We start from the raw sequence: 22,832 nt of genomic DNA, 5'->3' as shown, positions 1-22,832 counted from the left end.
TCGGTGGAACGTCGTGCCTGTCGGTCGCCGCGGGTACTTTGGGCGGAACAGGTCCTCACGGAAGGCGGGAGCGGGCGACGGTGCGTGGATTCGAACGACTGCCGGCACGGATCTTCGACTTCACCACCGGTGGTCGGCGCGACCTGTACTTCGCGATCCTGCACGTGTTCAACGACGCCAACGAACGGTTGGAGACAGCGCTGTTGTTGGAACAGGTGCGCTCCCGGCTGTTCGAGACCGGCTACACCGATCCCGTCGAGGAGGCCGAGGTGGAGGCGGCGCTGCGCCATCTGGAGTCGCTCTTTCTGGTGGAGTCGTCGCAGAGCTACACCGCCGGGTACGCCACCGCCGCGGAGTTCGAACGCAAGAACGTGCAGTACACCCTGACCGTGCGGGGCGAGGCCGAGTTCGCGGGCGTGCTGCTGGTCCTGGAGCGGTTGCGCGAGCGCGGTGCCCTCCAGACGGCGGTGTTGGACGCCATCGCCGACCGGTTGGACGACCTGTACGCCTTGCAGGGCGATGAGGATCCGGGGATGGACAGTCGTGTGTTCACCACCGTCCAGGAGTTGGAGGGGCACCTGGACTCACTGCGCGACAACACCAAAAGGTTCAACAACGAACTCCAGCGGTTGTTGCGTTCCGAGGGCGCCGATCTGGACACCTTCCACGAGGTCAAGCGGGCCACCGTGGGCTACCTGGACGCGTTCGTGGACAACCTGGAACAGCGTGCGCGGACCATCGCCGACGCTCTGACCCGGGTGGAGGGTCGTGGTGTGGAACGGTTGTTGGAACGGGCCCTGAGGGGGGCGAACCTACCGCCGAGCGCCACCGACGCGGTGCGCTCGGACTGGTCGCAGGCCCGACGCGCCAAGTGGTCGGGGTTGCGCCTGTGGTTCGCGCCCACCGAGAACGGCCAGGAGGGGGTGCGTCGGCTGCACGAGGTGGCGCGCGGGGCCATCGGTTCGCTGCTGGAGTCCTTGGAGCGGATCACCGAGTCACGGCGGCGGGCCTCCAGTACCGCCGAGGACCTTCGGACGGCGGCCCGCTGGTTCTCGGCGGCCGAATCGACCGAGCAGGCGCACCGGTTGTGGTCGGCGCTGACCGGGCTGTCTCCGGCCCGGCACGCGGTCTCGGGGCACGCCGATGGCGAACTCATCCCCGCGGGGACCTCGTGGTCGCGGGCCGACCCCGTCCCGGTGTCGGCGAACCTGCGCTCCTCGGGCCGTTCGGGGCGTGTGGCCCGCACCGCGCGGGTGCGTGACGTCGCGGAGACGGCCCGGCGTCGGAAGGAGCGGGCACTGGCCCAGCGGGCGCAGGTGGAGCGGGCACGACGGTTGTTGGCCACCGACGGCCCGGTACGGCTGTCGGCCTTCGATGGGCTGGACCATGACGTCTTCGAGGAGTTGTTGGCGCTGTTGGGGCGAGCGTTGTCCGAACCGGCCGGTGGTGACGGCGCCCGGCGTGCCCTGACCTCGGACGGGCGGTTGGAGATCGTCCTGTCCGTGCCACCGGACGGGCGTGAGGCGACGGTGCGGACACCGCGCGGGACCTTCACCGGTCCCGACCACGTGGTGTCGATCCACGTCCCCGGAGGCGCCCCCGTGTCCGAGACGCCCATGACCGGGACGCCCATGACCGGGACGCCCATGACCGGGACGCCCGCGACCGAGGCGAGGGGGCTCTCATGAAGGGATGGTCGCCGATCCGTACGGTCAACCGTCGGGTGACCCAGACCAGGGACGAGATGGCGTTGGGCATCCGCGCGCTGCTCACCTGCCCCCTGCTGACCCGTGAACACGACGAGGTCGCCTTCACCGCGGTGCGACGCAGGCGCACCGAGTTGATCGCCTGGTTCGACTACTTCTGTGGGTGGACGTTGACGGTGGAACCCCGCCAGGGGTACGCGCGACTGGCCAAGGTGCGCTCCGACGACTCCCACGTGGCGGTGCCGCGTCCGGCCCGGCGGGTGCGAGGCACGGGGGCGCCCTTCGACCGGCGTCGGTACGCGTTGTTGTGTCTGGCCGCGGCGGAGTTGACGGTGGTGGGACGGACCACCATCGGGTTGCTCGCCCAACGGGTGGCGCGTACCTGCGCGTTGGCGGAGGGGATCCCCGACTTCGACTCCTCGGTGCGGGCCGAGCGTGCCGCCCTGGTGGACGCGCTCTTGTTGTTGGAGGACTACGGCGCCCTGACGGCGGTGGACGGCAGCACCGAGTCCTACCTGGTCGGTGATGACGCTCTCGTGTTGTACCGGGCCGACACTGCGCGTTTGGCCCGATTGATCAGCGCTCCGGTGCCTCCTTCCCGTATCGGTGGGGACGGCCCGGATCCGGCGGGGTTGTTGGTGGAGGAACGGTACGGCCCCGCGGCGGAGGAGACCGATGGTGCCGTGGATCCGGTGGCGGGCACCGGGGGGACTCCGGACGAGCCGTCCTCGGAGGACGACACGACGATGGCCCCCACCCACAATCAACGGTTGTTGCGGGCTCGGCACCACCTGATGCGCCGCCTGTTGGACGACCCGGTGGTGTACACGGCGGACCTGAGCATCGCGGAGGCCGAGTACGCGGCGACCCTGACCGGCCGGGGCCTGCTGCGCAGGGCGGCGGCCGAGGCCGGGTTCGTCCTGGAGGAACGGGCGGAGGGGTACCTGCTGGTGGACCCGCAGGGGTGGGCGACCGACGACGTGTTCCCCGGTGAGGGCAACGTGAAGCAGACCGCCTTGTTGTTGCTGGACGTGCTGTTGGCGGCGGCCGACCCCCTCGCGTGGAGCGCCCTGGTCGGTGAGGTCGAGGGGTTGTTGGAGCGCAAGCCGTCGTGGGCGCGCAGCTTCCGTGGTGAGGGCGGGGCCGAGCGGTTGACCCGGGAGGCGTTGGCGGTCCTGGTCGGGCACGGTCTGGTCAGGTACGCACCGGACCCGGCCGGCGCCGCGTATCCGTGTTACCTGCCCTTGCCCGCCGCCCACCGCTACGCCGTCGACCGGGAGGCCTTCGCGTGAGCCGATCGCCCGCGTCCACCCGACCGGACCCGGCCCCCATGAGAACGAGTGAGAGGGAAGGCATGACCGACGCCCCCGCCCAGGCCTTCGAGACGCGTTGGCGCCCCACCCGCGCGGGCGTCCTCAACGTGTGGCGGTACTACCGGGAGGTCTTCACCTTCCACCGGGGCCGTCTGTTGTTGCGTGGCCGCAACGGCACCGGCAAGTCCAAGGCGCTGGAGCTGTTGCTGCCCTTCCTGCTGGACGCGAGCCTGCGACCCAACCGGTTGTCGACCTTCGGCGGCAACGAGCGCGCCATGCACTGGAACATGATCGGGCACGGCCACCCGAACGCCACCCGGGTGGGGTACGTGTGGTTGGAGTTCGAACGCCCCACCGCCGACGGCACCGAGTACCTGACCCTGGGCGCCCGGTTGCAGGCCACCCGGGACACCACCTCGGTCAAGCCGACCTACTTCACCTCGACCGGGCGGGTGGACCGGGAGCTGTCCCTGCTCACCCCCGAACGACAGCCGTTGACGGTCAAACAGCTCAAGGTCGCGGTCGAGGAGTCCGGGTTCGGGACCGTTCACCCCGGCCCGGAGGAGTATCGGTCCGCGGTGCGGTCCCTGCTCTACCCCCGTCTGGACCAGGCCCGTTACGACGCGCTCATCACCGCGTTGTTGCAGCTGCGCACCCCCAAGCTGTCCGAACGACTGGATCCGGGTCTGTTGTCGTCCCTGCTGTCCAGCGCGCTTCCTCCGCTGGGGCACGGGGAGCTGGCCGACATCGCCGGTGGGTTCGAACGGTTGGACCGGCACCGGGAGCGGCTGCGGGGCCTGGCCGAGGAGGTGGGGGCGGCCAAGGTCCTGGCCGACCGGCAGCGCGTGTACGCCGCCAGGGTGCTGCGCGGCGCCGCCGCCGAGGTCACCACGGCCACCACCGAGATGGGCCGCCGTTCCGAGGAACTCAAGGGGGCCGAGGCGCGCAAGGCCGAGGCCGAGGAGGAGCTGACCCGGCTGACCGAGCGTGAGGGCGAACTGGAGGAGCTCTCCGACACGGTCTCCGCGGAGTTGCGAGGGCTCAAGGACAGTGAGGCCTACCGGGCCGGGGCCGGCATCGAGGTTCTGCGAAGCCAGTCGGAACGGGCCGCGGAGGAGGCTCGGAGGCTGGCCGGGGAGAGCGAACGGCGCCGGTCCGTGTCCCAGGCCACGGCCACACGGGTGGGGGACTTGACGGAGGAGGTGTCCCGGGCCGAGCGGGGTGTGGACGCCGAACGCGCCCGAACCGACCGGGCGGCGTCGCGTGCGGACCTGACGGGGGTGTTCGAGGAGGCCGAACAGGTGTCGTCGACCCGCACCGGGGTGCCGCAGGCGCGTCGGTTGCTGCGCGCGGCCCTGACCCACCGGGAGGGGCTGATCGAGGAGGTGCGTTCGGCGTTGGACACGCGTGGGGATCGGTTGCGACGCCGCGCGGAACTGGAGTCGGACCTGGGTGAGGTGGTCGAGAGGTTCACCGAGGCCGAGGAGACCGAGGCCACCGCCGAGACCGCGCACGAGGCCCGGGTGGCCGACCTGGCCGAGGCCTTGGCGGCGTGGGCGCGCGACCGCGTCGAACTTCCGGCGTTGGACGTGGAGGAGTTGGTCGCGGGGATCGACGTCGAGACGGGGACCGGACCGCACGGTGTGGTCTCCGCCGCCCGGCAGCGGGCGGGCGAAGGGTTGGCGGCCCTGCGGCAAGGGGTCCGTCAACGCGCCGAGGCCGTGCGACGGGAGCGGGACGAGGTGGCGGAGCGGATCACCGCCCTGGAGCGGATGACGGTGGTCGATCCTCCGGTCCCCCACACCCGGACCGCCGACCGTTCGACGCGTCCCGGAGCGCCGTTGTGGCGGCTGGTGGGGTTCGCCGAGGGGGTTCCCGAAGGGGTGCGTGCGGGGGTGGAGGCCGCTTTGGAGTCCTCCGGCGTGTTGGACGCCTGGGTGATGCCGGACGGGTCGGTGCCCGACGTGGTCGGTGACACGTCCCTGTCGGCCGTGGCGGCGCCGGTGCCCGGCCCCGCACTGACGGAGGTGTTGGTGGTGGAGGAGGACGCCCCCGTCCCCTCCGAGCACGTGCGCGCGGTGTTGGCGGCGATCGCCTACGCGCGGCCGGCAACTTCGGAGCGGGAAACGGCTTCGTTGGCGGGACGCGGCGAGCCCATCGGGGTGGGCGCGGACGGCCGGTGGTGGGCGGGGCACCTGCGCGGTCACGCGGTCAAGGAGGTTCCGACGCTGATCGGCGCGAGGGCCCGTGAACGCAACCGTGCGCGCCTGATCGGCGAACTCACCGCGAGACTGGCCGAGATCGACGCGGAGGCGGAGGCGGTGGCCGACCGGGAACACGCCCTGATCGAACGGCGCCGACTCCTGGACGCCGAGGTGTCCGACCTGCCCTCGGACAGGGCCACGAAGGGCTCGGCGGGTGCGTTGCGGTCGGCCCAGGAACGGGTGGCCCTGCTGGGCACGGAGGTGGAGCGGCGGCGTGGGCGCCTGACCGAACACGAACCCCTGGTGGTCCGGGCGGAGCGGGAGTTGCGCGCGGTCGCGGACCGGCACCGTCTCCCGGTGGAGCGGGCGGCGTTGGATTCCGCGCGTTCGGCGTTGGCCTCGTTGACCACGACGGTGGAGGACTGGCTGGACGGGCGGGCGCACCTGTTCGATCTGAACGAGCACTTGGAGCGGGCCCGGGTGGAGGCCGCCACCGCCGAGGAAGAGGCCCGGGCTGCGGCGAGGTCTGCCGTGGAGTCCGAACGTGGGGCCAAGGACCTTCGCACCCGTTTGGAGGCGATGGACGCCACGCTGGGGGTGGAGCACCGTCGGGTCCAGGAGCGGGTGGTGGTGGCCGAGCGCAGGTCGAAGGAGCTGGATCGGGAGGCGAGGGAGGTGCGTTCGCGACAGCGTCTCCTCCAAGGGGGCCACGGGGAACTGTTGGCCGAGGTCCGTGTCCTGGCCGACCGGAACGAGGCCGCGATCACCGCACGGGACACGGCCGCCGACCACTTCCGGGAGCTGGTGGCCACGTCCCTGTTCGAGGATTCGGGCCTGGAGGTGTCGGTGGAGGAGGTGGCGACGGTGCGGGGCGTGTTGGACACCGCTCGCGCGGTGGCCGCCACCTCCCAGCGCGCCGACCACTCTCCCGAGCGCGTCAGCGGGGCCAGGGCCAGGGTGGCCGAGACCGTGCACGCCGCACGAGACGTCCTGGTCGGGCGCACCCACCTGGAGTTGGTCACCACGGGCCGTACCCAGCGGGTCAGCGCCCTGTTGGACGGTGTACGCGTGGGTGCGCGGGGCCTGCACGAGGCGCTGGTGGAGGAGCAAAGGGTCCGGGCGCAGGACCTGACCGAGGAGGAGCACGCGCTGTTCGATCGGGTACTGACCGGGGACACGCGACGGCACCTGGCCGAGCGGATCCGACGGGCGACCGGCCTGGTGGAGGGGATGAACGAGCGCCTGGGTCGGGTGCGGACCGCCTCGCGGATCTCGGTTCGGCTGCGCTGGGAGGTGGCCCCGGACGCGCCCGAGGGCACCGAACGGGCACGCGCCCTGCTGCTCCGGGACCCGCGCGGGCTGGACGACACCGACCGGGAGGCCCTGCACGGCTTCCTGCGCGAACGCATCGACGACGCGCGTGCGCAGGACTCGGCCACGGGTTGGGAGGAACACCTGATCCAGGTGCTGGACTACACCTCCTGGCATCGGTTCACCGTGGAGCTGGACCGGGACGACGGTCGAGGGTGGCAGCGGCTGACCCGACGTGAACACGGTGGGCTCTCCGGTGGCGAGAAGGCGATCGCCCTGCACCTGCCGTTGTTCGCGGCGGTCGCCGCGCACTACGCCACCGACCCGGGGTCGCCACGCTTCATCCTGTTGGACGAGGTGTTCGTGGGGGTGGACTCGGCCAATCGGGGACAGATCTTCGCGTTGCTGGTCGATCTGGGGCTGGACCTGGTGTTGACCAGCGACCACGAGTGGTGCACCTACGCGGAGCTGGACGGGATCGCCATCCACCAGTTGATTCCCGCCGACCCCGACGAGAACGACGACGCGGTGACCAGTGCGCGTTGGGTGTGGACGGGGTCGGCCCTGGAGGAAGCCGAGTCGGCGCCGGAGGCGACCGCGAAGGGCGAGGAAGGGAGCGGGGCTCCTCCGGGAGGCGAGGAGGACGCGCGCGAGCGGATGGACCCGGGCGTGGGCGCGGCTTCCTCCGGTGAGGGGTGGGGATGATGGAGCGTCCCCACGCTCGCCCTGAACGGCACGACGACGAAGGCGGGTTCTCGGGTGTGCCCGCGCACCTGACCGCGAAACCGCTGCTGCCCCTGTGGCTGGCTGTGCACGAGCGGTTGTCGTCGGGACGTCCGGTGCGGTCGGTGACCTTGCGTGGCCTGGACGAGGAGGCCCAGGCGGCTCTCGCGGACCTGTTGGGGTCCTCGTCCTATCCGGGTTCCCGAGTGACCGTGCGGCTGGACCGGTTGGACGCGGCGCTGGCACCGCTCGGGGTGGACGGACGGGCGGTGGCGAGTGTGGCCGTCGGCCCGATCGGGAACCGGGCGGCCGAGCGTGAACGTCACGCCCGGGAACGCGTCGGGTTGTGGTCGTGGTTGTCCGCCCATCCGGTGGTGGTACGTCAACCCGCCCTGACGGAATGGGTGGACCGGTTGCGCGCGGACGGGGTGCCCCGGGAGGGCGTGGCTCGGCTACGAGAGCGATGCGAAGGGGCCTTGGCCGTGTTGGAGGTGCTTCCCTTGGCCGAGAGTCTGCCCCTGCCCGCCCTCGCCGCGCGTGTGGTCGGCGACCCTCACGCGTTGGACGACACCGCTGCGCTGCCCTCCCTGGTGCTGCGTGCCCTGGCTACCTTGCGGGGGCTTCCCGTGCCCGGCAACGCCCAGGATCGACGTGCTCTGTGGGGTGCGTTCGGGGTGGATTGTGATTCCCATTCCACCTCTGTTCTGGCCTTGGGTTTGCGCCCCGTCGGCGATGGTCCCTTGGCGGCCACCCTTCGGATGTGGGCCGACGCGGGGCACGCCGTCTCCATCACCTTGGACCAGCTGGCGGGGGCCGGTGGTGTGCGGCAAACGTGCCCGGTGGTGCACGTGGTGGAGAACCCTTCGGTGTTGGCCCTGGCTCAGCGCCGGTTGGGGGCGCAGGCTCCCCCACTGGTCTGTGTGTCCGGTTGGCCCAACAGCGCGGCGGTGGCCCTGTTGGGCCGGTTGGGCGAGGACGGAGCGCTAGTGCGCTATCACGGGGACTTCGATGGGGAGGGGTTGCGGATCGCGGCCCACGTGATGGCGCGGACCGGGGCGGTGCCCTGGCGGATGGGTGCTCGGGACTACCTGGCGGCTTTGGGGAAGGCCGGCGCCTTGGGTCCCGCGCCGGGGAGGATGAGCCCCGCGCCCTGGGACTCGGAGTTGTCCGACCTTATCGGTGAACAGGGGGTGACCGTCCCCGAGGAGCGGGTGGCGGATCTGCTGGTCGACGACCTGGTGGCCGTGGCTCTTGGGTGAGCGGGGCCGGCGGGTCCAGGTGGAGGTGCGGGGCTCGTGCGCCGTGAGCACGCGGTCGGGTGCCGCATGTTTTGCCTGCTCCTGCTCGTACGTTGACGTTCGTTCGGGCAGGGGCACCACGAACCACACTCGACACCGAGGGAACCTCATGATCGCGAAGCTGTCCGAACTCGGTCTCACTTCCGAGATGGCGTACACCGCCGGCACCGCCAGCATCGGCCTGGCCTTCCTGAGCTGGGTCATGTCCAAGAAGAAGGAGGACGCGGAACTCGACCGGGCCGACCGGTGGGGCATCTTCGTCGGCCAGTGGGCCCCTACCTTCTTCGCCCTGGGCGTCGCCCTGCGCCTTGAGGAGAAGAAGTAGCGCCACAGCGACGAGCGGGACCCGACACGATCGTGTCGGGTCCCGCTCTTCTTCGGCCACGGACAGCGGGAGCCTCAGCCCCCGGAGCCGATCTTGGCGATGGCCGCGTCGATGCGCTCGGCCATCTCGATGTCGCGGGTGGTCACCGCGCCCACCGAGGCGGTACGCACGGTGAAGGAGATCCCGGTGTCGGTGGTGTGGTGCTCGAAGCCGTGGCCGAGCTCGCGCGCGGACTTCTCGGCCTGGTTCAGCAGCGGTGTGAACCGGTCGGCGGGCAGGTCCACGGTCCTGGTCAGACCCTCGGTGTCGCCCTGCCAGTAGGTGAGCCGTTCCAGGGTCCGGCCCAAGGTGGCCTGGTCGAGGCGGCTGGGCGTGTCCGTCTGTCCGGTGTCGGCCCGCCCACTCGTCCCTTGAGGGTCGCGGGCCCATTCTGCGAGTTCGTCGGGGAGTTGGGAGGCCAGTTCCTCGGCGAGTTCCGGTTCCTCACGATGGATCCCGGAGAGCACGGCACCGGCCAGGCGCACGCCTTGTTCCCGAGGGCAACCGACGCGGCGGGCGACCTCCTCGGACAGTTCACCGCTCTCCATCGCCGGCGCGCCCGGTTGTTCGGGGATGTGGTCGCGCAGCGCCGCGGGCATGAGTCGGCGCAGGTGTTCGCGGGTGTCCGGGTCGGTTTGCCGGGCCAGCGCCTCCGCCGTTGCCTCCAGCGCCCGTCGCGCCTCCTCGTTGTCGGAAGCGCCGCCCTCTCGGGCCACGTGCTCCATGAGCTCCTGGTAGGCGATCATGTTCCCCCCTCGCGTCGAGCGATGATCGACTTGCATGGTCATCCTGACCTGTGGTTCGGCCACCCAAACTCAAGGCTCCGTCGCCGGTGACGGTCGATTCCCCACCACCGGCCGAAGACGCCCGAGGGTCACGACTTCTTGTCCGGTTTGGGGACGATGCTGATCATCCCGTTGGGTTCCAGGTAGGCGCGCGCGACCATGTCGAGATCGCTGTAGCCGTGGAGCCGCAGTTGGGTGAGCACCTCCTCTTCGGTGATGAACTCGCGCCGCATCACCCGGTGGTCGAGTCTGCCGTCCAGCACGAGCGGCCGTGGCCGAGGCTTGACCAGGTGGGCGACGGCCGGCCAACGGTAGGCGACCGCGTCGAGCGTCACGCTCCAGAACAGCATGGTGGCGGCCAGTACCAGGCCGTCGCCGATCGTGTCGGCGTTTCCGGTCATGCCCGCGCTGGCGGCGTTGGCCATGAGCACGACCACGAGCAGGTCGGTGATACCGAGGCCGCCGGACTCCCGTTGGCCCACGATGCGCAGCAGCAGGGCCAGCACGAGGAAGGTGACACTGCCGCGCACGATGAGTTCGAGGACCGACTCGCTCGGCGGCACGATCGTGCTCCAGTCCATGGGCGTCCTCCTCGGCGACGACGGTGGGGCTGCGGTTCGCGCGTCCCCAGTCTGGCCCCGATGATCCGAACCGGGCGGAGGCGACACGGAGGTTCGCTCGGGCACGTGGCCCGAGGGCCGTTTCCCCGTCTTGGTCACTTACGGAGATTTTGCGTGTACCTACCGTTCGATCGGGTATTCCGATGCGACCCGATGTGGTCTGGGGCCGGGCCGACACGGGCCAAGGGGAAGTTTCACGGGGCTGCCGCCGGAGGTGGAGACTATGGGCGACACCGGTGGACCACCGGAGACCGACATGTTGCGCGCGGTGTTCGACGGGGTGGGGGCGGGGTTGTTCGTCATCGACGCCGCGGGCCGCATCACCGCGTCCAACCCGTACGGGCGACAGATCGTGGGCCGAGACGAGGAGCAACTGCTCGGCGCCGACGTACACGATCTGCTGCATCGCGACGCCGAGGGCAAGGACCTTCCTCGTGAGGAGTGCCCCGCCCACATCGTGTTGAACAGCGGCCGGCCCGCCGAGGGCAGCGATGAGTTCTACCTGCGGGGGGATGGCACTCTCGTACCCATCATCTGGGCGGCGACCCCCCTCCAGGACGTGGGCCACCCGGAAGGCGCCGTCATCGTCTTCCACAACTTCAAGAAGCACCGGGACGCCATGGAGCAGACCGCCGCGCACCTGGCGGCGTTGGAGGAGCTCACCACCCGGCTGACCATGGTCGCGGAGAGTTCCGTGCTGCTCATCTCCACCTCCAACATCGGTGAGGCGTTGGACCAGCTGGTGCGGCTGTTGGTGCCGGAGCTGGGCGACTGGGCGGTGGTCGACGTGTTTCCGGACGGGGACGCCGAACAGCGGATGCGGCGTGTGTCCGTGCACTCCCTGCGCGACCCCGATGTCAACGAGTCGTTGAAGGGACCGTTGCCGCCGCCCTCGCACCCTTCGCGTTCGGCGTTGGCCCGTGCCCTGCGCGGGAGCCACCCCGTGTTGTTGGACGCCCGGGTCCAGGCCAACGAGCCGGACGAGCCGTTCGCCCACGCGCACCGGTGGTTGTTCGAGGTCCTGGGAGAGGGGACCGCCGTGGTGGTGCCGTTGTACAGCAGCAGGAAGGTCTTCGGCGCGCTCACGGTGGGGCGCACCGGCGCGGGCGCCGGTCACACCGACGCCGAGATCCTCGTGCTGGGCGACATCGCCCGCCGTACCGGTCTGGCCGTGGAGAGCAGTCTCCTCTACGAACAACAGCGCGACATGGCGGTGACCCTCCAGCGGCAGCTACTGACCCCGTTGCCGCAGATCGACCACCTGAGGTTCGCCGCCCGATACCAACCGGCGCAGCGGGCCGCGGAGGTCGGTGGGGACTGGTACGACGTGTTCCTACTGGCCGACGGGGCCACGACCATGGTCATCGGGGACGTGGTCGGGCACGACCTGCACGCGGCGGCGCACATGGCGGAGGTCCGCAACATGCTGCGCGCCCTTGCCTGGGATCGTCAGGAACCTCCCAGCGGGCTCATGCGACGCTTGGACGAGGTCATGACCAACACCAGTGACGCGCCCATGGCCACCGCCGTGATCGCCCGTATCGAGGGGCCGGACGGCGGTCCGTGGCACCTGCACTGGGTCAACGCCGGGCATCCTCCACCGTTGCTCATCGAACCGAACGGGAACGCCCGGTACCTGGCGACCGGGCACGGCCCCCTCATCGGTATCAGCGCCGCCCTGCACCTGGGGTTGGAGTGGACCGACGCGTTGGAGGAGCTTCCGGAGCGGTCCACGGTGTTGTTCTACACCGATGGTCTGGTCGAGAACCGCCATGAGCATCTCGACACGGGGTTGGAGAAGCTGCGCGGGCACGCCATGGACCTGGCCCACCTCGGGTTGGAGGACCTCCTCGACGAACTCCTGCTGCGCATCGATCCCGGTGGGGACGACGTGGCCCTGTTGGCGCTGCGGATCCCGGAGGCGGGTGAGGGTGTCGGGGACGGCATGGCGCCGCCTCAGCACGCGCACAATCCGGCCGCCCCTGATCGGGGTGCGCCCGGTTCTCGGGTGGAGGAGACCCCGGTGCGTGACACCTCCGAGCCGGACTCCACCCCGAACTGACGCCAGAGCCGTGAGCCGGAACGCTCACGGCCGGAGAGCGAGGGCCATCCCGTCCTCACCGGCCCCGCCGCTCCCCGTGTCCGGGACCGGCGAGGGCCCGAGCCGGTGCGGTAGGACGCGAAGCCGTTCCGGAACTCCCCTCGCCCTCACCCGAGGGCGTCCCGCGCGTGAGCCACGACACACCTGTGTGCCCGATTCGGGCCGCGATACACACCCTGCCCCAAAACGGATCCGCTCTTAGTTTGGAATCACTCCAGAAAACTGATTCAATACTTGAAAGCACCAGAGCGGTCCCGGCCGGAGGCGTCGAGCGTGGCACGACGAACTCCACCGCGAAGACCACTCGCGTGGGTGACACGAGACCCGACACCTGTCGGTGATCCCACCGCCTTCCGTGGAGGTACAAGGAACACATGTCGTACCAGGACAACACCAAGCCGCTGACCACGGCGAACGGTGCCCCCGTCGCCAACAACCAGGACAGCCTCACGGCCGGTCCGCGCGGCCCCATGCTGCTGCAGGACCTGTGGTTCCTGGAGAAGCTCGCCCACTTCGACCGCGAGGTGATCCCCGAGCGGCGGATGCACGCCAAGGGCTCCGGCGCCTTCGGTACCTTCACGGTCACCAAGGACATCACCCAGCACACCAAGGCCGCGATCTTCTCCGAGGTCGGCAAGCAGACCGAGATGTTCGCCCGCTTCTCCACCGTCGCCGGTGAGCGCGGCGCGGCCGACGCCGAGCGCGACATCCGCGGTTTCGCCCTGCGCTTCTACACCGAGGAGGGCAACTGGGACATCGTCGGCAACAACACCCCGGTCTTCTTCTTCCGTGACCCGCTGAAGTTCCCCGACCTCAACCGCGCCGTCAAGCGCGACCCGCGCACCAACATGCGCTCGCCCGAGAACAACTGGGACTTTTGGACCAACCTCCCCGAGTCCCTGCACCAGGTCACCATCGTCATGTCGGAGCGCGGCATCCCCGATGGCTACCGTCACATGCACGGCTTCGGCTCGCACACCTTCTCCTTCATCAACGAGGAGAACGAGCGCGTCTGGGTCAAGTTCCACTTCCGCACCCAGCAAGGCATCAAGAACCTCACCGACCAGGAGGCCGCCAAGCTCGTCGCCGACGACCGCGAGTCCTCCCAGCGTGACCTGTACGAGGCCATCGAGCGGGGCGACTTCCCCAAGTGGACCATGTACATCCAGGTCATGACCGAGGCCGAGGCCGAGGAGTACCGCTTCCACCCCTTCGACCTCACCAAGGTCTGGTCGAAGAAGGACTTCCCGCTCATCGAGGTCGGCGAGTTCGAGCTCAACCGCAACCCGGAGAACTACTTCGCCGACGTGGAGCAGGCCACCTTCACCCCGGCCAACCTGGTCCCCGGTGTCGGTGTCTCCCCGGACCGCATGCTCCAGGGCCGCCTGTTCTCCTACGGTGACGCCGCCCGCTACCGTGTGGGCGTCAACCACCACCAGATCCCGGTGAACTACCCGCGCGGCGCCAAGATGGTCAACACCTACCACCGTGACGGCGCCATGCGCGTGGACGGCAACCAGGGCGGTGTCCCCGGCATCGAGCCGAACTCCTACGGTCGCTGGCAGGAGCAGCCCGCCTACGCCGAGCCGGCCCTGGGTGTGGGTGCCAACGCCGACCGGTTCAACTACCGCGAGGACGACGACAACTACTTCGAGCAGCCGGGCGACCTGTTCCGCGGCATGAACGCGGAACAGCAGCAGGCCCTGTTCTCGAACACCGCGCGTGCGATCGACGGGGCCTCCGAGGCCACCATCGAGCGCCACATCGCCAACTGCACCAAGGCCGACCCGGCCTACGGTGAGGGCGTGCGCAAGGCCATCGAGGCCCACAAGTCCGGTCAGCTGTAACGCTTTTCGGTCCTGATGAGAAGAGCCGGCACGGGCGACCGTGCCGGCTCTTCGGTGTTTCGTGCCGATGGTGGGATCAGGGAAGTTCAGGGAAGCAGTTCGGTGCGTTCGAACATCTGCGCGGTGGCGCGGGCGCTGGGCGTGCCGGCGTCCAGGTCCGCCCCGGCTTCGACGAGGGCCTTGACGACCTCGTCCTCACCCTTGAAGAGCGCTCCGGCCACCGGTGACTGATCGCGGCCGTTGCGCAGGTCCACGTCGGCTCCACGCCCGATGAGTTCCCGGACGGTCTCCCCGTTGCCGTGGTAAGCGGCGAGCATCAGCAGGGTGTTGCCGTCGTTGTCGCGGACGTCGACGGCGAGCCCGTGGTCGAGGAACTCCAGGAGTTCGGTGGTCCGTCCCTCTCGGGCCATGTCCATGGCCAGGGTGATCACCCGGTCGACCTGCTCTGGTGACAGTTCGTTCATGGTCCCCATGCTAGAAGCCCCGACCAGGCCTCCCCTACGTTCCAGGCCGGGTTTTCCACAAGCCCTCCGCGAGATTTCCCGCAGTGGTCGGTCGGGCGCCGGGCAGGGGTGTCCGGTCCGCCAAGGTGACCCGCGGCCGAGGTCAGTCACAGCAATTGCAGTCGCAGTCCTTACAGCGAGAACAGCCGCCACAACAGTCACAGCAGGTGCCGCAGGTATCCCCCGCACATGCGCAGACGTCGCACCAGGCTTCCCGAGGCTCGCCCGACCAGGGGCCGGGGTGCGGGCCACGGCAGCAGAGCTGGCAGGTGCAGCACATGAACAGGGCGGCGGCGCAGCCGGCGAAGAAACCACGGGACCGGGGTGGTGTCTCCAGGGCCGGGGTTTCACAGGCGCAGGTGCAACAGCCGCCCTTGTTCCGGTGGCCGCCGTCGCCACCGGAACCGTGCCCGCCGTGACCGTGCCCGTCGTGGCCGTGCCCGTCGTGACCGTGTCCTGGGCCCGAGCCCCCGCCGTGGTCGCCGGAACCATGACCGGGGTGGTACCCACCCGGGCCAGGGCCGTACCCGGGGTGGCCCGCGTGGGCGAAGGTGCGGGAGACCGCGCGGCTCAGTTCGGTGACGAGCAGGGCGCGGACCAGGCGGTCATCGGCGAACTCGGTGGCGTCCAAGGCCAGACGCACGCCCAGGACGGCGTCGTCGCAGAGCTCACGGGCCCGATCGGCTCCGGTCTCGGTGGCGGTCAGGGGATTCCAGGAACCGTTGGTGAGATCGTCCTTCTGATCCTCCACGGCGTCCAACAGGTGGGCGATCCTGCCGAAGAGCCGACCGGCCTCGTGGAGCGGTTCGGCGTTGGCGGGACACTCGGCCAGCACCGCGGTGTACGCGAACGCCTCGGCGGTGGCCTCCTCGGTGGGCGCCGTCACGGTGAGGACGTCGGTGCCCGGACCGGCGGCCGCCTCGACCTCGCTTTGGCGATCCATGACGGCGGTGAGCGCGGAGGTGTCGAAGCCCAGACCGGTGCCCGCCTCCCTCGCATCCTGCTGCCAACGTCGCGCCATCCTCCCGGCGACAGCGCGCACACCGGGCCGGGCGAGGCGCCCGTCGCCGTCCTCGATGTGGTCGCTGATCTTGCCGCAGGCCAGCATCAGCGACACCGTGGCGGCCAGGTTCGCACCGGTGCCGTCGGCGACCCGCGCGGTGCGCATGCCGCGCAACAGACAGGGGCCCACGGCCCGGGTTCCGGCCTCGGCCCGGGACTGTGCGGCGGTCAGTACCGAGATGACCAGACCGTCGTGGTTGGTGGCCAGGCGCGAGGCCTGACCGTGCCCATCGCGCAGGGCCAGGCAGAGCCCGCACAGGTGGGACATCCACTCCGTGGCCAACCCGCCGGGCAGAGTGTGCCGACAGGGCCGCAGGATTCCGAACACGACCGCTCCCATTTCCTCACGGAGTCCCACCTGGGGACTCTCACGCAACGGTGTACGACTCCCGTCACGGGCGTTCGGTTCGGATTATCCCGCCATCGGCCCTTGGCGCCCGCTCTGGCGGGTCAGCGCAGGGAGGGGGACCCGCAGCACTTCTTGTACTTGCGCCCCGAAGCGCACCAGCAGGGGTGGTTGCGTTCGGGCGGCCAGGACATGCGGCGGTCGGAGTCACCGGGGACCTCGGCTTCGCTCCACGCCATCAGGGTGGCCGCCTCGGACGGGTCGAGTCCGCTACGCTCGGTGTAGTCCACCACCTCGGCCACCTCCGCGGTGAGCACGACGAAGTGCACGTCCGGCCGTTCCCTGGCCTCGGCGCGCAGCTCCCGCTCGGCGTCGAGGAAGTAGGTCGCCTCGGTCCGTTCGAGCCGGACCCACCCGCGTTCGAGGGCCTCGGGCAGCGCGTTGCGGGAGAAGACCACCTGAACGGCGACGATCTGTGCGGGCGGCTCCTCCGCGTCGTATTCGAGGAGTTCGTCGAACGGTTCGGGGGCTTCCAGTGGGTTGGCCGGGAGCCGCTCCTGCGCGGCGATGGTGGCCACGTCGTGTGCGTCGGCGGGCATCCCGAGCGCCCGCCGGACCCGTGCCCGGCCCTGGAGCGGAAGCAGCTCGTAGGCGCTCAGGTCGGCGATCCGCGCGGCCGGGAGCGCCAAATGGTCGCGTGCTCCGATGTCGAAGCAGCGCAGTGCCTTGTCCGTTTCGCCCTGGGCATCGAACTGTTCGGCGAAGAGCGCGGCGGGTCCCGGTTCCAGGTCGTCCAGGTCCGAGAACTCAAGCAGCAGTCGGGTCGCCTCCCTCTCGTCCCCCTCGTCCTCGTGTAGGCAGATGAGGTCGAACAGGGCGTACTGCCCGTCCTCGGGGGTGGGCGGGTGGGCGTGGACCGCCTGGAGCAGGAGCCCGGACAGATCGGAACGCTCGGTGGCGAGGAGGTGTTCGCTCGCTATCAGGAGGGTCTCACCGATCTCCTCGGGACCACTCGTGTCGATGTCGTCGAGGATCTCCGGTGGCAGGTCGAGCTCGTGGATCAGTTTCCTCAGCTCGGGGGCGAGGAGATCGGTGGTCCCTACCGGTCGGGGTTCGTCGGGTGTCATACGTGCACGTTAGCCAAGGCCGAGGACCCGCGACTCCAAAAGTCGTGATCGGCCCCGGCCCGAGTGAGCCGCCGTATCAGAGCGGGAACCCGGGGATGGTGCGCAGCAGGTCGAGGACACCGGTGTCGGTCCGTGCCCCCGTCTCCATCCCGCCGGCGAAGATCACCACGAAAAGCAGCGCCAGGAGCAGGTAGCGAGGCAGGCGGCGGGAACGTCTACGTGCGGCGGCGGGGTCGGCGTCGATCCAGGATTGGTCCAAGCGAGCGATCTCCCTGCGTAGTTCCTGGACCTCGGAGTGGTAGTGGTCGCGTTCACCGCGTACACGTCCGAGTTCGGCGCGTTCGGCCCGGATGGCGGCGCGCGCGTCGGCCACGTCGGTGCGGGCGCCTTCTGGCCCGCGTCGCCGGTGCCAACGTTCCAGACGGGCCAGCGGCAGGTCGACGTAGTGGGTGGGCCAGTTGTCGTCGGAGTCGGAGTATCCCTCACCGGCCTCCGGTTCGGTCTCGGCTGCGTAGTCGAGGGGTTCCTCGCCCTCCCCCACGACCGTTTCGGTGGCCGCGTCGAGGACCGCCAGGGGCGGGGCGTCGGCGGGGACGCGGCCTTCGGGCCGCTCGGGGGCATCGGGTTCGGGGTGGTCGGGTTCGGGGTGGTCGGGTTCGGGGTCCGGGTCGGGGTTCTCGGCGACCGTGGAGCCCGAGGAGGCGCCGCTGGTCCAGGCCGGTTCCGGTTCCGGGGCCGGGGCCGCTTCGTGGTGGTGCTCCGGTTCGGGCGGCTCCGGTGATTGGGGCGGGCCCGTTTCGAGGTCGTCCCGGGGCTCGGGGAGCGGTTCGGGTTCGAGGGAGTCCACGGGGTCGGGGAACTCGCGTTCCTCGGGTCCTTCCTCGGTGTCGGAGAACGGGTCGGGGGCCTCCCGAAGTTCCTCCTCCGCCTCTGTTTCCGGTGGCTCGGCGACCCGGGCGGACGCCGTCGGACGCGGGTCGAGCCAGTCGTGGAGTCGGTCGAGCCGGCCCGCGAAGGTGGCCCCCTCGGGAACACCCCGGGAACGCAGGTGTTCGGCCAGGGCGTCGCCGCCCTCCTCTCGCAGGACCGTGACCAGGCCGTCGGCGACCTTGAGGTACTCGGCCGGGGTCGGGTCCGGGAAGGGGCCCTTGGCGGAGGTGAGGTCACCGGGTGGCCCGAAGACCAGGTGCGGACCGTCCTCCACTCCCAGGACCGGGTCGTAGGTGGAGAAGGACCAGCTCCAACCGGCGGCGGGGATCGCGGCCCGTGGCGTCAGGACCTCGTGCAGGATCCGGTGCATGCCCCAGAGGAACCGCAGCTGGGTGGCCTGCCACAGGTCGGCGCGTTCGGGGTCCAGGGTGATGTGGATGGGCCGGTCGGGGTGGGCCAGGGCGCGGGCGATCGCGCCGACGAGGAGTGGTTCGTCGCCGATGCGGGTCTCGGCGGCGCGGCGGTCGCGGGTACGCAGGGCGCCGGGCGCGGCGGTCGGTTCCCAGGGGTCGGGTGTGGCCAGGGAGCGCATGGTGGCCCAACCGGGTGTGGGTGGGCGGCTCTGCGCGGGTCGGGTGTTGGGGTTCTCGTGCAGGGCCAGGACGCGCGAGAGGGTGAGCCCGCCGGTGGGTCCGACGATGGCCCAGGCGTGGGCCTCGCGGACGTCGCCGGGCCACCGGTAGACGAGGGCGCTCTGCCCGTCGGGGTAGTGGTGCGCCCACAGGGTCTCGGGGTAGTCGCCGGGGTCGACGCCCGGCAGTGCGGACCGGTAGTCGGCGGTGAGGGCGGGCAGCAGCCGGTCACGCCAGGAGCGCAGGACCGGTTGGTCGCGTTCGGGCAGGGAAGTGGCGGCGGGTCCGGGCCCGACACGGCCGAGGAGGGTGGGTTCGGCCCAGGCGAAGTGGATCTGCTCGTAGGCCTCGCCGTCGGCGCCCGAACGCCGGTCGGACGACTCTGTGCTCTCGGGCAAGTGACCCCTCCCACGGGTTGGCGACCCGGCCGGTCGCGCGCCTCCCTAGGGAAGGTATCCGTCACAAGCGTCAAGAAACCGCAAAAGCAGAGCTACGTGTATCTTTGCGACGTTTGCACTGATTGTGCGATTTTGTGGGCTTCGCCAGAAGAGGGCGGCTTGACCGAGCGCTCTCCTCCCGACGAAGCCGCCCCGCCCCGCGCCGCGCTGCGAGGCCATGGACGCACCGGCCGGAGCACCCCCGCTTCGAACCCACGCCTGAAAGCGCTTCCCACGATTCCGGGCGCGAACGTCTGGACGGGCTCCGCGCGAGGCCGTGACCGAAAGCGCTTTCCACCCCTTCCGGCCACGGCCCCTCCCCCGTTCTCCGTGCGGGCCCTCCTCAGTGCGCGGCGGTGAGGCGCTCGTGCTGTTCGGCGCTCAGGCGCAAGTCCACACCTTCCAGGACCTCGTCGAGCTGGCCGATCGAGCTGACCCCCACGAGCGGCACGATGGCCGGTTCGTGATCCAGCAACCAGGCGAGCACCACCTGGTTGCGGCTACCGCCGGTCTCCTTGGCGACCTCGTCGAGCACCGCCAGGCGCGCCGCGGTGCCCGGGTGGTCGTAGGCGTACTCGAACGGCCGGTCGGGCCGGGTGTAGGCCCCCGAAAGCAACGAGTTGTAGACCAACAGGGTGTACTCGCGCCCCTGAGCCGCCTCGGCCCGGATGTGGTCGAACAGTTCCGGGGTGGCGAAGGTGTGCCCGGGCGAGAGCAGGGGCACCTCGTTGCGGGCTTGCAGGTAGGTGTAGCGGTATTGCAGGACGCGCGGGCGCGGCCATCCGTGGTTCTCGGTCGCGGCGCGGGCGCGTTCCAGCCGCCACGTGCGGTGGTTGCTCATCCCGAGCTCACGGACGTGTCCGCGCTCGACCAGGTCGGCGAAGACGCCCATGGTCTCCTCGACCGGGGTGAGGGGGTCCTCCCGGTGGGCGTAGAGCAGGTCCAGGGTGTCCACGCCCAGTCGTCGCCTGCTGCGTTCGACCGCGGCGGTGACGGCCCGGGGCGACAGCCCTTCCTGGACCTCCAGACCGGCGCCGGGGATGGTGGGCTGGGCGCCGACCTTGGTCGCGATGAAGACCTCGTCGGTGATGCCGCGCTCGCGCCGCCACCGTCCCAGTAAGGTCTCGCTCTCGTGCCCCCGGCCGTCCTCGACCCAGAACTGGTAGCAGTCGGCGGTGTCGATGAACGTACCGCCGGCGTCGACGAACCGGTCGAGCAGGGCCAGGGAGGTGTCGGGGTCGGTGGTCGAGCCGAACTGCATCGCGCCCAGGCACAGGGCGCTGACGGTGCGGTCGCCGATGGTGGTGTGGCGCATCAGCCGGTCTCCTTCACGGGGGTGTCCATGGAACCTTCGGGGCGCCGAGCGGGTTCGGGACGTTCCGAGAGCACCCCGAGGTAGTAGTCGATCTTGTGGCCGATGGCCTCCTGACGTTCGCGCATCCGTTCGATGTGCGCGTTCAGCCGGTGCTGGTGGCTCTGCAACACCTCGACCCGTTCGGGGATGGTGTGGTCGCCCTCGCGCACGAGTTCGGCGAATTCGCGCAGCCGGGAGATGGGCATGTCGGTGTCGCGCAGGCAGCGCACCAGGTGGAGGAGTTCGACGTCGTCGGCGCGGTAGCGGCGGTGTCCGCTGGGCGCGCGGTCGACGCGGCGCAGCAGTCCGGCCTTCTCGTAGTAGCGGAGGGTGTCCAGGGTGAGATCGAAGCGTTCGGCGATCTCACCCGGGGTGAAGTAGTCCTTCATGGGAGAAAGCATGGGACCTGGAGCGCGCTCCAGGTCAAGTCCTCGACCGGAAAACGTCGACGAACCCCGAACACCGCCGATGGGTCGGCGTGTGGTGGGTTCGGCGGAGGAGGTGGCCCCGGGCCGCCCCGTAGTCGTCAGTCGGAACTGCCGCGGATGGCGCCCACCACGGCCGCGGTGAGGTCCTGGATGATCTCGTCCTCGCCGACCTCGGGGTGTTCGAGCCACCACTCCCCCGCCGCCTGGACCATGCCGACCACGGCGTGCGCGGCGATCTGGGCGCGCAATCGGCCCTGGATACGGTTCTCGAGGAGGAGCAGGTCGGCGAGTTCCTCTCCCAGACGACGGACCATGAGGCCCAGGTCGCTGCGGGTGCGCACGTCCTCGGAGGTGGCCCTGTCCATGAGGAACCGGTACAGGTTGAGGTTCTGGGAGATCATCGACAGGTACGCGCCGACGGTGGCTCGGGCCCGGATCTCGAAGTCGGTGTGCTGGTGCAGCTCGGCGCGGATGCGCTCGATGAGCGGGTCCACGTGGCGTCGGGCCAGCGCCTGGTAGAGGCCGCCCTTGTCACCGAAGTGCCGGTACAGGATGGGTTTGCTGATGCCCGCCTCGGTGGCGATGGCGAGCATGGAGGCGTCGTGACCCTCTCGTTGGATCACCCGGTCGGCGGCGTCCAGGATGGCTTTGCGCCGTTGGGGGTCGCGTCCACGCACGTTGCGTCCGCGGCGGGGGGCGGGGGCGCCGTTCTCACCGGGCACCGTCTGTCGGATGTCTTCGAAGGCCACAAGGGTTCACCGTAGCGGTTCCGGGACGGCGCGGGGCCGCCGGGCGGGTTCAGGTCCTCAGCGCGATCCAGGTCGCCCGTGCCTGGGCGAGGAGCCCGCCGTCGGCGTCGTACAGAGCGCTTCCGGTGTGGACCTTGCGGCCGTCCACCGACACCAGCCGGCCCATGACCACGGTGGTCTGGCCCACCTTCGGTGCGCTGAGCACCTGGGCGGTGAAGCGGCCCAGCAGGATGGGGCGGCCGGTGATGTCGTGGGACCAGCCGCCGGGGCAGTCCAGTGCCGCCCACACCTGGGCGAACGCGGCGGTGCCGGTGCCGTCGTCCGCCGCTTCGCCGACCTCCCATGGGCAGGCGACGGTGTTGCCGACGTTGGCGCGACCCTCGCCCGGTAGGACCTGACCGGGGAACAGGCGCAGCCCCTCACCCTCCTCGCGTTCGGGACCGCAGCTGTAGCAGCGTGGGAAGGGGTGGTCGTCGAATCCGGGGTAGAACCGGCTCGCGTTCTGGGCCTCGGCGACGGAGACGGGGCCACCGGGGATCACGCCGCGGTCGAAGGGTGCCACGCGCACCGCCTCGGCGATCAGGTTGGCGCCGCCTGACTCCTCGGTCTCGTCCCCGGTCAGGAGCAGGGTGTCCTCTCCGTCGGGTTCGACGGTCAGTGGCCGATCCAGCGGCGGCGGGGTGCGCAGGGTGACCTGGACGGCCGTGCCACCGACGCGGGTGAGCCGTTCGGCGAGCAGGCCGGCACTGTAGCCACCGTTGCCGGATCCGTCGGGACCGTTGAATCCGAGGGGGATGGTGATCGTGGGGGCGCCGCTGCCAGGTTCCATGCGCCAAAGGGTAGTGGGCGTATCCGGAACGTCCACGCCCACCCCCTTCCGTTCCTGGGAGGCCCTGGACCAGGTCGCCCCTAGCGCACGGGCAGGCCGGTGATGGTGCGGCCGATGATGAGCTTCTGGATCTCGCTGGCGCCCTCGAAGATGGTGAAGATCG

The 22,832-nt window shown here is 70.4% G+C and carries 18 protein-coding genes; 7 read left to right on the top strand and 11 right to left on the bottom strand.

Annotated elements, in window-relative coordinates:
• The first annotated feature begins 80 nt into the window (after positions 1–80).
• The 5 genes from NLI01S_RS13955 (at position 81) to NLI01S_RS13935 (ending at position 8,880) form a co-directional block, all read left to right on the top strand.
• A complete protein-coding gene (locus NLI01S_RS13955; protein ID WP_190318466.1) occupies positions 81–1,688 on the top strand; it encodes a TIGR02677 family protein in 1,608 nt (535 codons plus the stop codon).
• Positions 1,685–2,998: a TIGR02678 family protein gene (locus NLI01S_RS13950; RefSeq protein WP_067604454.1), complete on the top strand. Its 1,314-nt coding sequence runs from the start codon at positions 1,685–1,687 to the stop codon at positions 2,996–2,998. Before NLI01S_RS13955 ends, NLI01S_RS13950 begins: the two co-directional genes overlap by 4 nt.
• Before the next feature lie 62 nt (positions 2,999–3,060).
• On the top strand, positions 3,061–7,239 hold the full coding sequence (locus NLI01S_RS13945) for a TIGR02680 family protein (protein ID WP_067604452.1): 4,179 nt from the start codon (positions 3,061–3,063) through the stop codon (positions 7,237–7,239).
• Positions 7,236–8,516: a TIGR02679 family protein gene (locus NLI01S_RS13940; protein WP_223809237.1), complete on the top strand. Its 1,281-nt coding sequence runs from the start codon at positions 7,236–7,238 to the stop codon at positions 8,514–8,516. The genes NLI01S_RS13945 and NLI01S_RS13940 overlap by 4 nt, the downstream gene beginning before the upstream one ends.
• Positions 8,517–8,664: 148 nt before the next feature.
• A complete protein-coding gene (locus tag NLI01S_RS13935) occupies positions 8,665–8,880 on the top strand; it encodes a hypothetical protein (RefSeq protein ID WP_067604450.1) in 216 nt (71 codons plus the stop codon).
• A gap of 74 nt (positions 8,881–8,954) precedes the next feature.
• Here NLI01S_RS13935 and NLI01S_RS13930 read toward each other — a convergent pair whose 3' ends face one another.
• Together NLI01S_RS13930 and NLI01S_RS13925 are read right to left on the bottom strand one after the other, a co-directional pair.
• Complete coding sequence (locus NLI01S_RS13930; RefSeq protein ID WP_067604447.1) at positions 8,955–9,665, bottom strand: DUF2267 domain-containing protein; 711 nt, start codon at positions 9,663–9,665, stop codon at positions 8,955–8,957.
• A 128-nt stretch (positions 9,666–9,793) separates the two neighbouring features.
• On the bottom strand, positions 9,794–10,285 hold the full coding sequence (locus NLI01S_RS13925; protein ID WP_067604445.1) for a DUF421 domain-containing protein: 492 nt from the start codon (positions 10,283–10,285) through the stop codon (positions 9,794–9,796).
• A gap of 262 nt (positions 10,286–10,547) precedes the next feature.
• Here NLI01S_RS13925 and NLI01S_RS13920 point away from each other — a divergent pair, with 262 nt between their 5' ends.
• Together NLI01S_RS13920 and NLI01S_RS13915 are read left to right on the top strand one after the other, a co-directional pair.
• Positions 10,548–12,386: a SpoIIE family protein phosphatase gene (locus tag NLI01S_RS13920; protein WP_067604443.1), complete on the top strand. Its 1,839-nt coding sequence runs from the start codon at positions 10,548–10,550 to the stop codon at positions 12,384–12,386.
• A gap of 413 nt (positions 12,387–12,799) precedes the next feature.
• Entirely contained in the window at positions 12,800–14,272 is a 1,473-nt protein-coding gene (locus NLI01S_RS13915) for a catalase (protein WP_067604441.1), read from the top strand.
• Between the two features lie 86 nt (positions 14,273–14,358).
• Here NLI01S_RS13915 and NLI01S_RS13910 read toward each other — a convergent pair whose 3' ends face one another.
• From NLI01S_RS13910 to NLI01S_RS26600, 9 genes are all read right to left on the bottom strand, one after another.
• Positions 14,359–14,736, bottom strand: a complete 378-nt coding sequence (locus NLI01S_RS13910) for an ankyrin repeat domain-containing protein (protein ID WP_067604518.1) — start codon at positions 14,734–14,736, stop codon at positions 14,359–14,361.
• A 142-nt stretch (positions 14,737–14,878) separates the two neighbouring features.
• Positions 14,879–16,165 (bottom strand): DUF5685 family protein, encoded by a 1,287-nt coding sequence (locus tag NLI01S_RS13905; protein ID WP_067604516.1) that lies wholly within the window; start codon positions 16,163–16,165, stop codon positions 14,879–14,881.
• Between the two features lie 122 nt (positions 16,166–16,287).
• The gene (locus tag NLI01S_RS13900; protein ID WP_067604439.1) at positions 16,288–17,310 is read right to left on the bottom strand and encodes an SEC-C domain-containing protein; all 1,023 of its coding nucleotides are present in this window, start codon (positions 17,308–17,310) and stop codon (positions 16,288–16,290) included.
• A gap of 76 nt (positions 17,311–17,386) precedes the next feature.
• Positions 17,387–19,270 (bottom strand): hypothetical protein, encoded by a 1,884-nt coding sequence (locus NLI01S_RS13895; RefSeq protein ID WP_067604437.1) that lies wholly within the window; start codon positions 19,268–19,270, stop codon positions 17,387–17,389.
• Positions 19,271–19,652: 382 nt separating this feature from the next.
• Complete coding sequence (locus NLI01S_RS13890) at positions 19,653–20,624, bottom strand: aldo/keto reductase (protein ID WP_067604435.1); 972 nt, start codon at positions 20,622–20,624, stop codon at positions 19,653–19,655.
• Positions 20,624–21,052 (bottom strand): MerR family transcriptional regulator, encoded by a 429-nt coding sequence (locus tag NLI01S_RS13885; protein WP_067604433.1) that lies wholly within the window; start codon positions 21,050–21,052, stop codon positions 20,624–20,626. Before NLI01S_RS13885 ends, NLI01S_RS13890 begins: the two co-directional genes overlap by 1 nt.
• Before the next feature lie 137 nt (positions 21,053–21,189).
• Positions 21,190–21,840 carry a TetR/AcrR family transcriptional regulator gene (locus NLI01S_RS13880; protein WP_067604431.1) on the bottom strand — a complete coding sequence of 217 codons (651 nt, stop codon included), beginning with the start codon at positions 21,838–21,840 and terminating at the stop codon, positions 21,190–21,192.
• Between the two features lie 49 nt (positions 21,841–21,889).
• Positions 21,890–22,669, bottom strand: coding sequence for a hypothetical protein (locus NLI01S_RS13875; protein WP_067604429.1), 780 nt, complete (start codon positions 22,667–22,669; stop codon positions 21,890–21,892).
• Between the two features lie 80 nt (positions 22,670–22,749).
• Positions 22,750–22,832: acyl-CoA/acyl-ACP dehydrogenase (locus NLI01S_RS26600; RefSeq protein ID WP_190318469.1), on the bottom strand; the 83-nt coding region annotated here is incomplete at its 5' end.

This window comes from Nocardiopsis listeri NBRC 13360, assembly GCF_001570765.1.
GTDB classification, from domain to species: Bacteria; Actinomycetota; Actinomycetes; order Streptosporangiales; family Streptosporangiaceae; genus Nocardiopsis; species Nocardiopsis listeri.
Note: the sequence above shows the minus strand (reverse complement) of the source record. Positions and strands in the feature narration are given on the sequence as shown.

Excerpts from the sequence above, each read along its gene's own strand:
- NLI01S_RS13945 (WP_067604452.1), top strand. The coding sequence starts at position 3,061 with ATGACCGACGCCCCCGCCCAGGCCTTCGAGACGCGTTGGCGCCCCACC.
- NLI01S_RS13875 (WP_067604429.1), bottom strand. The coding sequence starts at position 22,669 with ATGGAACCTGGCAGCGGCGCCCCCACGATCACCATCCCCCTCGGATTC.
- NLI01S_RS13920 (WP_067604443.1), top strand. The coding sequence starts at position 10,548 with ATGGGCGACACCGGTGGACCACCGGAGACCGACATGTTGCGCGCGGTG.
- NLI01S_RS13900 (WP_067604439.1), bottom strand. The coding sequence starts at position 17,310 with ATGACACCCGACGAACCCCGACCGGTAGGGACCACCGATCTCCTCGCC.
- NLI01S_RS13940 (WP_223809237.1), top strand. The coding sequence starts at position 7,236 with ATGATGGAGCGTCCCCACGCTCGCCCTGAACGGCACGACGACGAAGGC.
- NLI01S_RS13935 (WP_067604450.1), top strand. The coding sequence starts at position 8,665 with ATGATCGCGAAGCTGTCCGAACTCGGTCTCACTTCCGAGATGGCGTAC.
- NLI01S_RS13885 (WP_067604433.1), bottom strand. The coding sequence starts at position 21,052 with ATGAAGGACTACTTCACCCCGGGTGAGATCGCCGAACGCTTCGATCTC.
- NLI01S_RS13890 (WP_067604435.1), bottom strand. The coding sequence starts at position 20,624 with ATGCGCCACACCACCATCGGCGACCGCACCGTCAGCGCCCTGTGCCTG.
- NLI01S_RS13950 (WP_067604454.1), top strand. The coding sequence starts at position 1,685 with ATGAAGGGATGGTCGCCGATCCGTACGGTCAACCGTCGGGTGACCCAG.
- NLI01S_RS13915 (WP_067604441.1), top strand. The coding sequence starts at position 12,800 with ATGTCGTACCAGGACAACACCAAGCCGCTGACCACGGCGAACGGTGCC.
- NLI01S_RS13925 (WP_067604445.1), bottom strand. The coding sequence starts at position 10,285 with ATGGACTGGAGCACGATCGTGCCGCCGAGCGAGTCGGTCCTCGAACTC.
- NLI01S_RS13930 (WP_067604447.1), bottom strand. The coding sequence starts at position 9,665 with ATGATCGCCTACCAGGAGCTCATGGAGCACGTGGCCCGAGAGGGCGGC.
- NLI01S_RS13910 (WP_067604518.1), bottom strand. The coding sequence starts at position 14,736 with ATGAACGAACTGTCACCAGAGCAGGTCGACCGGGTGATCACCCTGGCC.